We start from the raw sequence: 15,469 nt of genomic DNA, 5'->3' as shown, positions 1-15,469 counted from the left end.
TAAAATAAGATAGAGTTAGGTGTTATTTCAGAGAAAAGAAAGTGGTAAAAGTAATCATATTAAACAAAAATAAAAGAGAGTACATAGGGAGAATTTCTTTTATGAATAAGGGGAAGTGAATGAAGTAATGGATTATAAATTTGTGAGTAAAGAAACTACTGTAAATGAAATGATTAGAGGGAAAATGAGAAATATAAAAGTGATTACAATAAGTGTGCTAGAAGAAAGTACAGGTATTGTATATCCACATCCTATAACAGAGTTCATAAAAAGACAGTACGAGTTTTATGGAAGATCATTAAATAGTTCTGATGCACCTGCAAGGGTAGTATGTCGTTTCTTGAATTTTTGTCTACAAAAGATTGAAGAGGGACATGAAGAGTTTGTGGATATGAAAGGTAAGGGGATAAATGGATTAGAACGCAAACATGGTAGTCAATATCTGACACATTGTTCCCTGGAGGGATTGCAAAAAACAACAGTAGAATATTATGAGAAATACCTTTCGGCATTTTATGTGTTTTTGAAAAAAATGAATTGGATAGAAGAAGCTTTTCCTTTAGAGGGGAAAAAGAATTTTAATGGTGATACTATTTATCGTTCAATATTTAGAGAACCAGCATTAGGAACAAGATTTCCTTCACGAGAAACAAGTAAAAGAAAAGTGGCAAAGCTAAAGGATTTTGGAGAAGATCGAAAACAATTAACAACCCACTTCATTCAAACAGCTATGGACGTTGCAGAAGATATAGCTTTAGGACTGTGTTTTCAGTTTTTTGGAGGATTGAGAAGAGGGGAAGTTGTTAATGTTTCTAGAGGGGATTTGATTGTAAGCGAAGGCGAATCAATGGAAGTCCAAGTCAAAGATAATCGTAACAAATTCTTTTCTCGTCTAAAGGACACGAAAACGGAGAACCCAAAAAGATTGAACTATTTACAAACAGATATGTGTCGGCAAACGATTTTAGATAATGATCTTGTTTGGGAAGTATATCGAAAACATCAAAAAAGACTAGATTACATGATTAAGAGTGGGAAGTGTAAGAATCATAGTGCTTTGTTCCTTGACGGTGACGGAGAAACAATGTCAGGAAAAGTGTATGATCGACGTTTTCAGAAAGTGAAAAAGGTATTTCTTGAATCGTTAATGGGACATAAAGATTATGACCTTTTAGCGGATACGTTTTGGTCAACACATATTGGTCGAGGAGTGTTCACAAACATGCTAATTGATATGGGATTTACCCCTACACAGTTAGCGATTGCGCGTGGTGATCGAAATCTGTCTTCTGCTATGTCATACATTGACCAAACGCTCACAACAGAACAAATTCAACAGGCTGTAGATGAGTTTAAAAAATACCCTACTGAAAAATTAGGGGTTATTGATTATGAACAAGTGAAGAAATGGAAGAAAAAATTATAAAATTATAAGGCGGGGGAATTAGTGGAACAAGGATGGATTACAAAAACAAAAGCAATTAAATGTGGAAAATATGGGAAGATTTCAAAACACAATCATGGTTTCAAACATTGGATTAAAGAAGGACACCTTACTACAAAAGAAGGTAGAGCAGATAATGGAATGAATTCAACTTTTTTTAATGTAAGTGAATTAGATAATTTGATGACCAAAATAGAAGACATGGAAAAAAATTATTTATCTGAAAAAGAAGTTGCTAAAATACTTGGATATAAAATAACGCTTACGGGGAATAGTGAAGCGGGTAGAAAAAAGATAAATCAAATAATTACTCTTTGTAATTCAGAAAAAATTCAGTATAAATATTTAGAAAAAGGATTCAATAAAGCCTTTTTATATGTGAATAAAGAGCAATTTCTTCATTTTGTTGAAACTCATATAAGTAACGCTGAAATAGCAAAAAAATACAATATAAATCATATGCAATTTGATATCGTAGATAGACGGTACAATCTAAAAAAAATACGTCTTACTAGAGAGGTTTCGTATTATCGAGTAGAGGATGTTAAATGTTTTGAAATGTTTAATGAGAACCTAGAAGATTATTATACGTTAGAGGAAGCACAGGCTGTTCATGGAATGACAGGGCATGTATTTCGGTCTATTGCTGATGAGGAAGGAATAGAACCATTAAAATTAAGTAGTAAGAAGGTTTATTACTCCAAAAAGGTTATTGATGGACTTGTTGAAAAGATGGAGGAAATCAAAGAAAAATACTGTTCTGCAAGTAAAATTAAAGAAGTTTGTGGTGTGAAAGTTAGAAAGCATACGGAAACATTCACACCAATAAAAACAACTGCCCTTATAAGGTATGTTTTTCGAACGATAGCAGAATATGTTTACTCAGTGGAAGAAGTACGAGAATATAAAAACAAGCTTGATATGCAAGATAAAATAAAAAGAATTCTTTTGGAAAAAACATCAATAAAAGCATTTGAGGAATGGTTGGAATTGAGAGAAATTTCTTTTTCTGGAAATAGTCCATATACAGAACGAGAATGGTATTCATATTGCAAAGAAAAGTTATCGCTATCCACAAGTACTAAAAAGTCTAGGAGAACTTTAATAAGAACTTATGTTGATTGTACGGAACTTTTAGCAAACTTAACGCTAGAAAAAGAATTATATTCGTTCACTTCAAATGAAATCAATCTTAAATTATTTAATAGTTCAATAGGGGTGGCAACACAACAATATTTATATAGTTTCTTAAAAGAGTTTCATGCGAAGCTGGTTGTGTATTTAAAGAAAAAAGAGGAACGAAAAAAGACATTTGATATGGATAGGATTATTAATCCTTATAAATATGAAGCTGTGGAGCAACCAAAAGAAGTATATGAGTATGACGAGTACATAAAAGTATATGATTATGTCCAAAAAGAGGAACATAAACATAAAGCTATTATTGATGCAGAAAAGATTATAGCAGGTAAGTCTAAAAAGGGAATATCGTATTACGCTTCTGCTTGGCTATATGTGTTGGCTCATTTGGGCAATGCCTGGCGACATGGAGATATAATGGACATGCCAATGGTTGATTTCAATTCGGTTGGAATTGAATCTTTAGAAACATTAAAAGCAAGAGATTTGACAGAAGAAGAAGCGAATGCGGTTATTAATCAAATCAAACGAAAAAATTTAACAACAAACAAAACAGGTGCAGTTAATCGTTTCAATTGTCCAAAGGAGTTAGTTGTTCCATTTGCAACAGCGGCTGTTATTTGTTCGATTATTGCTAAACGGACAAGTCTTGTCATTACGTCAGAAATTACTGAAACAAAAATTATAGATTTTGGCATAAAAGATGATATTTTCAGTAAAAAAGCACATAATACTTTCTTCGAAAACTTTGAAATAAAAGATTTTCAATTTCAAAGCCGAAAAATGAATCGTACAATATTAGTATTGATATATATGGTTCTTGTAAAAAAAGGGAAAGGTAGCGCAGCGTTAAAGATAGCTCAACGACTTAGAGCACACGAGAATTTTGAAACTACTAATATTTATCTTGTGATTCCGCAACATGAATTGGATGAACTAAGTGAGAGTTTGTTTGACAGAAAAAGTTTTGGTTATATACCTGATTTAATGGCTGATATTTTACTTGGGGATACCAAAGATAGAAATCAAAGGACGCAAGAAATAGTAGCACTACAAACAACGTTTGGTGGTATTCATAAACTAGAAGCAACTGCTGGATTTATAAATAGGACTTTAGCGGAACGAAAAAAAGTAGCGGATCAAATTTTCAGTATGGGATTGGATGAGGTCACAGATTTAATGTTTGACTTGCAAGTTAATGCCTTGACAAGTAACGAAGAAAATTACCAATGTCTTGTTTCTCCAAACTGTCAAAAACCACATTTGGAATCTTGTAAGGATTGCCCATTCGCTATTCCAAACTTTTATTCACTCTCTTCTCTCGTAGAAGGTTTTAAAACGTCCATTTTGGAGTTTGTTAAAGATTTCGACCCAAATACCTTTGAAGGCGAAAAAACACGCCTTATGAACGTATTATACAAGGATTTAGACCATTTACATCGTGCCATGCAGAAGTTTGGGGAAGAGGAAGTATTTCATTTCTTTGAAAGAGGAAAAGAAGAATATAACGAATTAGTAGATTTGATTGGGGAAGTACAAACAAAAACGGGTGAAGATTTTGAGATGTATCTAACATACAATCCAAAATATTTATCGTAGTACAGGGGGAACTATTATGTCTGTAATGGATACAGTAAAAGAAATAGAACTTGATATAGATGTTTTTTCTGACGAGGGATTTGATTTAAAACGAAGCGTTATTGAAGCTAAAGAAATTGTAGAAAAATTAGAAAAAGAAAATCGTTGGCTTCGTGGTGAATTTGAAGACGATCATTGGGTAGTTAGTAGACTTTTATATAGTGAAAGTTACAACAGTTATAACTTTAGTCAATTTGATTCTGCACAATTTAATCATAAATTACCAAAAGAATTTAAAACGATTGTGAAATGCTGGATTGTCAACCTTATTGATAAATACAAAGAAACAGCAACTCATTGTTTGCTTCATTTTTCCAATGGATTCGAAGTGACGAAAGGGTTTCAAATAACAGAAATAAAAAATTTAGTAGATTTTATCGAATTTGGGGAACTAAGTCATAATTATAGACGAGATTTTGTAGACGTATTGTGTAATTTCTTTGATTATGCTGACTTAGAGATAGGTGATGATTATATTCCTCAACTTGTGGAATTAAAAGACAAAATGCCTAAACTTAAAAGTAATATAAGAAAATTGCCTTCTTCACAATATGTATTAACGTTTTCTTATTATCTAGAAAAACATTTTGAAGCCTTGATGGAAAGATTTGTAGATCAAGAAAATTTTGATAAGGAATTACTGACGGTGTATCCACTGGTAATATGGTGGAGGTTAACAACGATAATTCCACTTCGTGCTTCAGAGTTTTGTTTAATTGGACGAGATTGCTTGGTTGTAGACGGAGATAAATTTTATATACAATTGCCGCGAATTAAACAGAATGCAAGAAGAGTACAAATTATGGACAAAGTATCGGTAGACGAAGAAATGCATCAATTGATTAATCGTTATATCGATTTAACGAATCAGTATGGAAAAACAGATACTCTGATTTCATATCGTTCAATTTTGAGTGTTGTTAATGACAATCGAGGATATATGAAAAGAAATTCAAGTCAATTTAATATACGAAACCTAGAAACATTGATTCCAAGATTTTATAGAACAATTGAACAAGTTTATGGTTTTAAAATAGAAAAAGAACATTACCTTAGAACGAATGATACAAGACATATAGCATTCGTCTCGTTAATGATGCAAGGGTATAGCCCTGTTGAAATTGCGCGTCTAGGGGGACACAAAACAATCCAAACGCAATTACATTACAGTAATCATAAAGAGTACTGGGTGGATTGTGAAGTGTTTAAGCTAATGAAAAAAGTGAAAAATACTAGTCTCTCAAATAAACAAGTGGGGAATGTTCTTGATGAAATAAAGCTGAAAGCTTATGCAAGTGAAGAATCTTTTAAACGCAAAATGAAAATAGGGTTTTGTAAAGATGAAGAACAAAAATGTGAATCAAAGCGTTGTTATTTCTGTTCACACTGGGGAATCACACTAGAGGAGTACCTAGAAAAGAAAGAAACAATTCAAAAGGAAATATTTGAATTGAAAAGCAATGTAAATGAAATGACAGTAGCACTACAAAACCTAAATAAACAATTTCTACAAGACGAACTATCAAGAAGAAATCCAGAAATGTTAACGAAGATAAAAACGAAAGCAAATAAAATTCAGAGTGACATATACAAAATGGCATTACTAGGTTCTAAGTTAGAGGGAATGGAAGAAGGGAGAATGTTACATGACTAAAAGAGTGGGGCGTAAATCAAAATTAACTGAGGAAGAAGTGCGAAAAGTAATCTTGATGTTTAGAGAAAATGTACAAGGTATGGGGAATATTAGCTTTTCAGAGATTCACCGTTATGCGAATGAACTTCATGAACAAGGAGTCATATCAGCTTCTACCTCTGATGCATTTTGGAGAAAAGAAGGTCGTCTCGGTCGAATGGAAGTAGAAAAAGCAAATGAGGTTTTTAGTGAAACCATAACTGTGTCCAACGGAAAAGAAGTAAAAGTGCCAAATGTAGTAGATTTGGTCAATAAAAGATATAAAGATAAAGACGATCTGTTAAAGCATTTACTCTTCATGGAAAAGCAATTTCATGAGTCATTAGACAGAGAGAAGAAATTACAGAAAGATTTGTCTAAACTGCAAGAAAGTCACAATGAGCTGAAAGACAATCTGAAAAAAGAAAAAGAAAGTAAGGACAAGCTACAAGGTGTGGTATATAGACTGTATAGAACGCTCATGGGACATGCTAACGAAGAAGTAAACCAAAAAGTGGACTATGCCATGAAAACAGCATTTGAACAGCCTACGGCTTTCCTAGAGGGGTTTAAAGAGAAGGAAGAGGTACAAGAAGGGCCGAAGGTTCTTCCAATCGATAAGAAGCCAGTAAAGTCTTCGTTTGCAAGTAAGTTTAGAAAATAACATAAAAAAGAATCAAAACGCCTTCGAAGAGTTTCATTCGGAGGTTTTTTGATTTCGATCTTTGTATCCTAATTCTCGTTTGAGTCTATCTGTTTTTTCTTGGAGGACTTTTAGTTTTGCTTCGAACTCTGCTTGTTCTTGTTTTCGTTGTTCGCGCCGTAGTTTTACATAGTCTGAAATCGTAAATGTTTTAAGTTCTTCTATCTCGTCTTGTTCTTCATTTTCTTTTTCTTCAAACATAAAAGTCCCTCCTAGTAAAAAATGTCTCAGTGTTATGCAGGACTCCACCCAGTAACAGTATATGCGTTACCAGTAAAGAGTTTCCTAACAAAATGCTGGATGCACCCAGTAACAGTATATGCGGAGCATCTCAACGAAATACAGGATGCCCAGTCCAATAATAGTATATGTGTATTTGTACTTAAAAGTGAGTTAAAAATAGAGGTTTTAGAAGGGGTTAACAATCTATTTCGACCAATAGGTGTTGGGCGAAATGTAAATAACCTATGAGGCACAAGGGGAAATTAAAAGTGACCAAGAAAAAACGTACCTATAACTATCAAGATGCTTGGCGCATAATTTGCTTACCGACTGGAGTAGAACCAGTAAATGCAATTTTATCAACGAGTGGATGATTAACAAGAGCTTGTCCAGCTGATTCACCGAATCCAGGAACGATATTAATAACACCTTTCGGGAATCCAGCTTCTTCAATTAATTCAGCTAAGTATAAGGCAGATAGTGGAGTTTGTTCTGCAGGTTTTAAAACGATTGTACATCCTGTAGCAAGCGCTGCTCCCATTTTCCACATTGCCATAAGAAGTGGGAAGTTCCAAGGGATAATTTGACCAACGACACCAACAGCTTCATGACGTGTATAGTTAAAGTAATCACCGGAAACAGGGATTGTTTGACCAACGATTTTCGTCGCCCAGCCAGCATAATAGCGCATATGCTCAATTGCAAGTGGTATGTCTGCTGCCATTGTTTCACGGATTGGCTTTCCGTTATCTAACGTTTCAAGCTGTGCAAGCTCTTCTTTATGTTCTTCCATTAAATCAGCTAACTTGTACATAAGCCGGCTTCGCTCAGCAGTGCTCATGCGAGACCAAGGACCTTCGTCAAAAGCCATGCGAGCTGCAACGACAGCTTTATGAATATCTTCGCGACCAGCTTCAGAAACGACGGCAAGTGTTTCGCCAGTTGCTGGGTTAGGTGTGTTAAATGTTTTACCGGAAGCGCTTTCAATGAAGGATCCATTCACATATAACTTTTTTGTACCTTGAAGAAACTTTTCTACCTTTTCATGAAGATTTACAGCTAGTTGACTCATTGTATAACCCCCTTGAAAATATAATGTAAACGCAGTACGAGACGGCGTTTATTCCGAAATCAAGGATGTGGAAACTAGATGGAAAGCCTCTAATTAAAATCATAATTAACAAATACTGAAAATTCAAATTTCATTTGTGTTACAATTGTAAAAAATATGTAATGTAAGAAAGTCTTCTATATGATTATAAAAAATCCTGCTTGTTTTTGCTTTCTAGTAGGAAAAACTAGAAGAACAATGGTACAATAATACATCGTGAGAGGAGGGAGAAAAATGAAGAATTATCATGATGATCCACGCTTTCGAATCGCCCATAGAGAAGCGTTAATTGGTCTTGGACTTGCTATTATCAATTTTATAATATGGTACGGATTTGCTTATGGGCTTGGTAGTAAAAATCCAAGTGAATATACATATGTATTTGGTTTTCCAGCATGGTTTTTTTATAGCTGTATCGTTGGATTTATCGTTATGGTTATTTTACTTAGTTTAGTTGTTCGTTTTGTATTTCAAGATATTTCACTCGATGAGGAAGAAAAAAGTGAGGAATAATAGATGAATTGGTATGTAATCATTCCAATGATAATTTCGTTTATCGTTGTATTTTTAATTGGTGTATATGCTTCAAGACGTGTACAAGCGACTGCCCATAATAAATTTTTGCAAGAATATTTTTTAGGTGGGCGTGAGCTCGGTGGTTTATTATTAGCAATGACAATGATTGCTACGTACGGTAGTGCTAGTAGCTTCATTGGTGGCCCTGGTATAGCATACAATATGGGGCTTGGATGGGTATTGTTATCTGCGATTCAAGTTGTAACAGGGTATATCGTTTTAACAGTTATCGGTAAAAAGTTTGCCATTATTGCTAGGAAGATGGAAGCTATTACTCTTATCGATTATTTAAAGGGAAGATACAATAATAAAGCAGTTGTCATACTTTCTGCGTTATGTATTATTATCTTTTTATTTTCAGCAACAGTAGCTCAGTGGGTCGGCGGTGGCCGATTAATTGAGTCGCTAACGGGTCTCTCTTATACAACAGCACTATTTTTATTTACTTTTTCTGTACTTGTGTACGTATTAATTGGTGGCTTTCGTGCAGTTGCTTTATCAGATACGTTATTAGGTATCATTATGTTAGTTGGAACGACAATCATTTTAATCGCTACTGTCGTTGCCGGTGGTGGAATTGAAAAGATTATGCAGGAACTTGTTCAAATCAATCCGAATTTAATTACACCATTCGGAGCGGATGGTAGTTTAACGAAATCATATGTGACATCATTTTGGATTTTAATTGGAATTGGCGTTGTCGGTTTACCGCAAATTAGTGTGCGTGCCATGTCTTATAAAAATTCAAAAGCGATGCATCAAGCGTTAATAATTGGTACGATTGTTGTCGGTACAATTATGATTGGTATGCATTTAACGGGTGTGTTCGCACGAGTCGTACTTCCAGGTATAACGGTACCAGATAAAGTAATGCCGCTACTCGCGATGGAAGTGTTGCCACCTTGGTTAGCTGGGGTTTTCTTAGCTGCACCAATGGCAGCGATTATGTCTACAGTAAACTCGTTATTGCTACTTGTAAGTTCATCAATCATTAAAGATATATACGTAAATTACATAAATAAAGATGCGGCAGATAGTACGATTAGAAAAGGAAGTTTATGGATTACTGCTATCGTAGGACTGCTCGTTTATGCAGCAGCAATTAAACCACCTGATTTTTTAATATGGTTAAATTTATTTTCTTTCGGTGGATTAGAAGCAGCATTCATTTGGCCAATCGTATTAGGATTATATTGGAGGAAAGGAAATGCAACAGGAGCGCTTGCATCTATTTTAGTTGGGGTAAGCTCATATATGTGTATCCATCTTTTCTATCCAAATCCGTTCGGTATACATACAGTTGTCTTCCCAATTTGTTTTGCGTTTATCGCTTATATCGTTGGAAGTATGAGCGCTGTAAAGAAAACAGTATAGGTTAGTGAGAGAACGTAGTCCTTAGAGGACTGCGTTTTTTCGTATAAATTTGTTCTTTTTATTCTGTAATCCTGTGAATATTCATAAATTAATAACAATTGAGGGGATGGAGTTGAGGGTGATGAAAAAAGTATTGTTTTTAGGAGACCCGGGAATTGATGACTCTTTAGCAATTATGTATGGATTGTTACATCCTGATATTGATATTGTTGGTGTAGTAACTGGATATGGAAATGTAACGCAAGAAAAGGCGACAAGTAATGCGGCATATTTATTGCAACTGGCAGGGCGGGAAGACATACCTGTTATTAATGGTGCGAAAATCCCTTTATCTGGAGATATTACAACGTATTATCCAGAAATTCATGGGGCGGAAGGTTTAGGACCAATTCGACCGCCAAAAAATCTTTCTCCAAATATAAAGCCTTTTTGTGAGTTTTTTGACATACTTGAAAAATATAAAGGAGAATTAATTATAGTTGATGCTGGTAGGTCAACGACACTTGCGACAGCATTTATTTTAGAAAAACCATTGATGAAGTATGTGAAGGAATATTATATAATGGGCGGTGCTTTTTTAATGCCTGGCAATGTGACACCAGTCGCAGAAGCGAATTTTCATGGTGATCCTATTGCGTCACAATTAGTCATGCAAAATGCCAAGAATGTGACATTGGTGCCGCTTAATGTTACATCTGAAGCTATAATTACGCCAGAGATGGTAAAGTACATTACGAAACATTCTAAAACGAGTTTTAATAAATTAATTGAACCGATTTTTACGTATTATTATAAAGCTTATAGAAAATTAAATCCGAAAATAACAGGGAGTCCAGTACATGACGTCGTTACAATGATGGTTGCGGCAAATCCCTCTATTTTGGACTATGTATACCGCCGTGTCGATGTAGATACAGTAGGGATTGCAAAAGGAGAGAGTATTGCTGATTTTCGTCCTCAACCTGATGCAAAAGCTTTAAAGAATTGGGTTCGAATTGGTTGGTCGTTACACTATAAAAAATTCCTCGAAGATTTCGTTAAAATTATGACGTAGACATAATGGGAGAATACAAGTTAAAATAATGGAGATGATTACTAAAATAATCATCTCCATTATTTTGTTTGTAAGAGATAGATAGAGAAGAGCTACACAATAGGAGAGGAATTTTACTTGAAAAAAACTATAGTATGCGCAGTGATTGTGGGTATTTTCGTTTTGCTAATATCGGGTAATTTTTTAGTGGAAAAAGTTTGGAGTTCGAATAATGATGATGCGCAGTATATCGCATCCTTTATTGAAGAACATAAAGATGAAAAAAATAGCGCGCTTCTAGTAAAAAGAAATGATAAAGTCGTTTATTCTGTAAATCCGAATGTTGTATTGCCAGTTGCTAGTACAATGAAATTAATTGTGGCGCTTGAATTTACGAAACAAGTTACGGAAGGGAAAATTGATTCGTCTAGTTTTGTTTCCATAAATGATGTGAATCGTTATTATGTACCGAATACAGATGGTGGTGCGCAAGATAGATGGCAAAGGTATTTGGAGAAGACAGGTAAGATAACTGAAGGAGCGATTTCTTTAGAAGAAGTGGCAAAAGGAATGGTTAAGTTTAGTTCGAATGCGAATGCTGAATATTTAATGGAAGTGTTAGGATTAGATAATATTAATCGGAATTTACAAAGTTTATCGCTTCCAGCACATCAGCCGCTATTTCCAATCGTTTCATCTTTATACATTCCAGGATATTTGCATAAAGAACTACACGTTCCGAAATATAAAATAGAGAAAAAGTTAAAAGAAATGTCTCAAGAGCAATATCGTCAATATGCGATGATTATTCATGAGCGCTTAAAAAAGAAGGGACCATTATTACAGAAGGAAATTCCTCTTTATTTAGAGGAACGTTACGATAAAATTTGGTCAGATCGATTGCCAGCTGCTTCTGCAAACGATTATATGGTACTGCTTCAAAAGGCAAATCATAAGGGTGGACTGACAGAAGCAGAAGAAAAAGTATGGGCTAACATCGTTGAAACAGATATGAGCGCTAAGAAATACCGTAAAACATTTAGACATGCAGGGCAAAAAAACGGCTATACTCCATGGACAGTTACAAAAGCAGTTTATGCGATGGATAAACGGGGGAACTGTACAGAAATAGTGTTTTTAGCAAATAATTTAAATGAGGACGACAGTGCAGAAATACGGAAACATTTAGCAAACTTGCATTTCCAAGTGTTGCAAAGTGATAAGTATGATGCGACTTTTATTAAATAAACTCGGTGCAGAGAGCACCGAGTTTATTTTTGTGTACAAGCACTTTTTTGCTATCTCTGGGTATGATGGGTAGTAATACTTAGGTGAAAGGGGAAAAGGTGATGAAACAAAGTAAAGAAGAGTTTATAAAGAGTGAAGGCGCTGATTTCCCTGGGAAAACATATGTGGATTGTGTATTACAACATGTATTTAATTTTCAACGAAATTACTTATTGAAAGATATGTTTCAAGTGCATAAAGCGCATATTACGATGCTGATGGAAGAAAATTTAATGAAAAAGGAAGAAGCTAAAGTTATATTACACGCGTTAAAAAAGGTAGAGGGAATGCCAGAAGAGCAATTGCTCTATACAGAGCAGCATGAAGATCTCTTTTTTTTAGTGGAACATTTAATTTCTCAAGAAGCAAAAAGCAATTTTGTAAGTAATATGCATATTGGTAGAAGTAGAAATGATATGGGTGTAACGATGTATCGCATGAGTTTAAGACGGTATGTATTACGATTAATGGAACATCATTTGTTATTGCAAGAGAGTATATTGCAACTTGCTGCTGATCATAAGGAAACGATTATGCCAGCTTATACCCATACACAACCAGCGCAGCCAACGACATTTGGTCATTATACGTTAGCGATTTATGATACGATGCAGAGAGATTTAGAACGCATGAAAAAAACGTACAAACTTTTAAATCAGTCCCCAATGGGAGCCGCTGCGCTAGCTACAACAAGTTTCCCAATTAAACGAGAGCGAGTTGCCGAGTTACTTGGGTTTACAAATGTAATTGAGAACTCATATGATGCTGTTGCTGGAGCGGATTATTTATTAGAAGTTAGCTCTTTACTTATGGTAATGATGACGAATACGAGCAGATGGATCCATGACTTCTTACTATTAGCGACGAAAGAATATGATGGTATTACTGTGGCGAAGCCATATGTGCAAATTAGTAGTATTATGCCGCAAAAGCGAAATCCAGTTTCCATTGAACACGCCCGTGCAATTACGAGTAGTGCTTTAGGAGAAGCATTTACAGTATTTCAAATGATTCATAATACACCATTTGGTGATATTGTTGATACAGAGGATGACTTGCAGCCATACTTATATAAAGGGATTGAAAAGACTATTCGTGTTTTTTCTATTATGAATGCAGTTATTCGAACGATGAAGGTTGAGGAAGAAACGTTGAAAAATCGTTCCTATAAACATGCAATTACGATAACTGATTTCGCAGATGCTTTAACAAAAAACTATGACATTCCATTTCGGCATGCGCATCATGCAGCGAGTGCTATTGCAAATATGTTATTGGAGCAGAAAAAGGAGCTTCATGAATTACATTTGAAAGATGTGAATATGTACTTACAAGAAAAATTTAATATAACTTTATTAGAAAAAGAGTGGAAAGAAATTATATCGCCAGAAGCTTTTATACAAAAAAGAAATGTATACGGTGGGCCGAGTAAAAAAGAAATGGAGCGCATGATTAACAATCGAAAAGAGTTATTTCGACAAGAAGAAGAGGTATTTGAAAAGGAAAAACAGAGAATTTTACAAGCTGAAAATAATTTGAATACGTTAGCTTCGAATAGTATTGAATCGTAAAAGAGGGATTTAGTGAATTAATCGCCAATACCTTAATAAAACTATAAATAGAGAGAAGAGATTGTCGATGATTCAATTGCATGTATATGAAGAGATTGTTAATTTTAAAGAAGAGGTTACACCATTTCTAGAAAAGAATGAGCAGGAAAATAATCTCATATTAGGCGTATTACAAATGGTCCACCAACCGATATTTATGGGGATAGCGAAACAAGGAGAAGAAATTGCGGTTGTATTTCTTCAAACAGAAGAGAAGAAACAAATTATTGTTGCTACGTCTGAAATGGCGGAAGAGGACATCGTGGAACTTGCCAAAAAATTAGCGGAAGTATATCCAAATGTTCCTGGATTAATCGGTAATAAGAAAATTGTACAGAGATTAGCCGAAGAGATTGCAGTGTTAGAAAATAAGAAAACTACTGTTGCGATGGAGCAAGGTATATATGAATTAAAACAAGTGAAGAAAAAGTGGAACGGAGATGAAGTCTTTCGAGAAGTAAATAGTGATGAGCTAACATTAATAGAACAGTGGATATACCAATTTTGCGAAGATGTGAATCTTCCTACTACGAAAGAGGAAGCAAAACAAACGGCACATACATTAATTACTAATCATCGTTTATTTGGTCTAGAAATAGATGGAAAACTTGTTTCTGTAGCAGCAAAAACACGTCCAACTAAAAATAATATAACAGTTAATTTCGTATATACGCCTAAAGAAGCAAGGAAAAAGGGATACGCCTCTAATTGTGTAGCGGCACTTAGTCAACGTATGTTAGATGAAGGTTACAAGACGACTACGTTATATACTGATTTAGCGAATCCAACATCGAATAAAATTTATCAAGAAATTGGTTATGAACAAATTGCGGAGTCTGTGCTTATATTTTTAGAGAAGTAGAACAAAAAGGCGTGCTAAAATAGCACGCCTTTTTGTTATTCATCAATTCTAATAACCTCGCCTTGAGGGAAGTCTTCGGTTTCTAGTAAGTTACGAATAGCTTTTGCAACGTATTCAGGTGATAATAGCTTTCCTTCTTCTTTTAATGCGATGAATCGATCTAAATTTGTGAAGTCTTCTTTATTTGTTTCCCGAATTTGTGCTTGCATATTTGTATCAACAACGCCAGGTGCAAAAGCGACGATTTTTACTGGGAATTCTTTTGCTGCTTCTTCCGTTGCTACGCACTGTGTAAACATATTTACGCCAGCTTTCGTTGTACAATAAGCGCCCCATCCGAAGTAAGGATTTTTTCCTGCACCAGATGAAATGTTTATAACACGTTTATCTACTTTCCATTCTTTCGTATGTTTCATGAAAGTGGAGGTGAGAATCATAGGTGCAAGTAAATTAATGTGAACGTTCGTAATGAATTGTTCACTTTCTGCTTTTTCAATTGGCTTCATAGGAGCAACCGTACCCGCATTATTAATTAAATGAATAGAAGATACACTGTCTTCTTGAATAGATGAAATGATTTTGTTAAAGTTCGTTTCTAAATTATGTACATCTTGAAGATCTAAGGAGTGGAAAACACAATTGCTATTATATTGTTCTGCGAGTTTCGTAAGCTCTTTATTTTCTCTTCTAGAAATAGAGATGACAGTTGTATTTTTTTCTAACAATTGTGTGGCAATAGCCTCACCTAAACCTTGTGAAGTTCCTGTTATAATAACGTAGCGCATAGTTTTATAAAC

At 34.6% G+C, this 15,469-nt stretch carries 12 protein-coding genes and 1 pseudogene; 10 read left to right on the top strand and 3 right to left on the bottom strand.

The window, feature by feature from the left end:
• Positions 1–127 precede the first annotated feature (127 nt).
• Genes ACTFNE_RS11060 through ACTFNE_RS11045 form a run of 4 tightly spaced genes read left to right on the top strand, consistent with a single transcriptional unit; the run spans position 128 to position 6,558 of the window.
• Entirely contained in the window at positions 128–1,426 is a 1,299-nt protein-coding gene (locus ACTFNE_RS11060) for a hypothetical protein (protein WP_061157473.1), read from the top strand.
• Positions 1,427–1,447: 21 nt separating this feature from the next.
• Positions 1,448–4,183, top strand: a complete 2,736-nt coding sequence (locus ACTFNE_RS11055) for a hypothetical protein (protein ID WP_061157474.1) — start codon at positions 1,448–1,450, stop codon at positions 4,181–4,183.
• A gap of 16 nt (positions 4,184–4,199) precedes the next feature.
• Positions 4,200–5,876, top strand: coding sequence for a tyrosine-type recombinase/integrase (locus ACTFNE_RS11050; protein WP_061157475.1), 1,677 nt, complete (start codon positions 4,200–4,202; stop codon positions 5,874–5,876).
• Positions 5,869–6,558 (top strand): hypothetical protein, encoded by a 690-nt coding sequence (locus ACTFNE_RS11045; RefSeq protein WP_061157476.1) that lies wholly within the window; start codon positions 5,869–5,871, stop codon positions 6,556–6,558. Before ACTFNE_RS11050 ends, ACTFNE_RS11045 begins: the two co-directional genes overlap by 8 nt.
• Positions 6,559–6,591: 33 nt before the next feature.
• Here the strand turns inward: ACTFNE_RS11045 and ACTFNE_RS11040 are convergent, their stop codons facing one another.
• Positions 6,592–6,798: a hypothetical protein gene (locus tag ACTFNE_RS11040; RefSeq protein ID WP_061157477.1), complete on the bottom strand. Its 207-nt coding sequence runs from the start codon at positions 6,796–6,798 to the stop codon at positions 6,592–6,594.
• 322 nt (positions 6,799–7,120) lie between these two features.
• A pseudogene (dhaS, locus tag ACTFNE_RS11035) lies at positions 7,121–7,891 on the bottom strand (aldehyde dehydrogenase DhaS); the annotation flags it as partial.
• Between the two features lie 273 nt (positions 7,892–8,164).
• Here dhaS and ACTFNE_RS11030 point away from each other — a divergent pair.
• From ACTFNE_RS11030 to ACTFNE_RS11005, 6 genes are all read left to right on the top strand, one after another.
• Positions 8,165–8,443 (top strand): YhdT family protein, encoded by a 279-nt coding sequence (locus ACTFNE_RS11030; protein WP_000800722.1) that lies wholly within the window; start codon positions 8,165–8,167, stop codon positions 8,441–8,443.
• A gap of 3 nt (positions 8,444–8,446) precedes the next feature.
• Positions 8,447–9,880: a sodium/pantothenate symporter gene (gene panF, locus ACTFNE_RS11025; RefSeq protein ID WP_001104829.1), complete on the top strand. Its 1,434-nt coding sequence runs from the start codon at positions 8,447–8,449 to the stop codon at positions 9,878–9,880.
• A gap of 106 nt (positions 9,881–9,986) precedes the next feature.
• A complete protein-coding gene (locus tag ACTFNE_RS11020) occupies positions 9,987–10,934 on the top strand; it encodes a nucleoside hydrolase (protein ID WP_155005152.1) in 948 nt (315 codons plus the stop codon).
• A 117-nt stretch (positions 10,935–11,051) separates the two neighbouring features.
• Positions 11,052–12,161: a serine hydrolase gene (locus ACTFNE_RS11015; protein ID WP_270705005.1), complete on the top strand. Its 1,110-nt coding sequence runs from the start codon at positions 11,052–11,054 to the stop codon at positions 12,159–12,161.
• A 101-nt stretch (positions 12,162–12,262) separates the two neighbouring features.
• Positions 12,263–13,771: an argininosuccinate lyase gene (argH, locus tag ACTFNE_RS11010; protein ID WP_270705006.1), complete on the top strand. Its 1,509-nt coding sequence runs from the start codon at positions 12,263–12,265 to the stop codon at positions 13,769–13,771.
• Positions 13,772–13,838: 67 nt separating this feature from the next.
• Entirely contained in the window at positions 13,839–14,672 is an 834-nt protein-coding gene (locus tag ACTFNE_RS11005) for a GNAT family N-acetyltransferase (protein WP_270705007.1), read from the top strand.
• A gap of 35 nt (positions 14,673–14,707) precedes the next feature.
• On the opposite strand, the gene ACTFNE_RS11000 is transcribed toward ACTFNE_RS11005, so the two are convergent.
• Entirely contained in the window at positions 14,708–15,457 is a 750-nt protein-coding gene (locus ACTFNE_RS11000; RefSeq protein WP_001271062.1) for a (S)-benzoin forming benzil reductase, read from the bottom strand.
• Between the last annotated feature and the right edge of the window lie 12 nt (positions 15,458–15,469).

It is taken from the genome of Bacillus cereus group sp. MYBKT111-2 (genome assembly GCF_051915205.1).
Lineage (GTDB): Bacteria > Bacillota > Bacilli > Bacillales > Bacillaceae_G > Bacillus_A > Bacillus_A paranthracis.
This window is presented reverse-complemented; position numbering and strand designations above follow the sequence as displayed.

Excerpts from the sequence above, each read along its gene's own strand:
- ACTFNE_RS11060 (WP_061157473.1), top strand. The coding sequence starts at position 128 with ATGGATTATAAATTTGTGAGTAAAGAAACTACTGTAAATGAAATGATT.
- ACTFNE_RS11050 (WP_061157475.1), top strand. The coding sequence starts at position 4,200 with ATGTCTGTAATGGATACAGTAAAAGAAATAGAACTTGATATAGATGTT.
- ACTFNE_RS11045 (WP_061157476.1), top strand. The coding sequence starts at position 5,869 with ATGACTAAAAGAGTGGGGCGTAAATCAAAATTAACTGAGGAAGAAGTG.
- ACTFNE_RS11040 (WP_061157477.1), bottom strand. The coding sequence starts at position 6,798 with ATGTTTGAAGAAAAAGAAAATGAAGAACAAGACGAGATAGAAGAACTT.
- ACTFNE_RS11030 (WP_000800722.1), top strand. The coding sequence starts at position 8,165 with ATGAAGAATTATCATGATGATCCACGCTTTCGAATCGCCCATAGAGAA.
- panF (WP_001104829.1), top strand. The coding sequence starts at position 8,447 with ATGAATTGGTATGTAATCATTCCAATGATAATTTCGTTTATCGTTGTA.
- ACTFNE_RS11020 (WP_155005152.1), top strand. The coding sequence starts at position 9,987 with ATGGAGTTGAGGGTGATGAAAAAAGTATTGTTTTTAGGAGACCCGGGA.
- argH (WP_270705006.1), top strand. The coding sequence starts at position 12,263 with ATGAAACAAAGTAAAGAAGAGTTTATAAAGAGTGAAGGCGCTGATTTC.
- ACTFNE_RS11005 (WP_270705007.1), top strand. The coding sequence starts at position 13,839 with ATGATTCAATTGCATGTATATGAAGAGATTGTTAATTTTAAAGAAGAG.
- ACTFNE_RS11000 (WP_001271062.1), bottom strand. The coding sequence starts at position 15,457 with ATGCGCTACGTTATTATAACAGGAACTTCACAAGGTTTAGGTGAGGCT.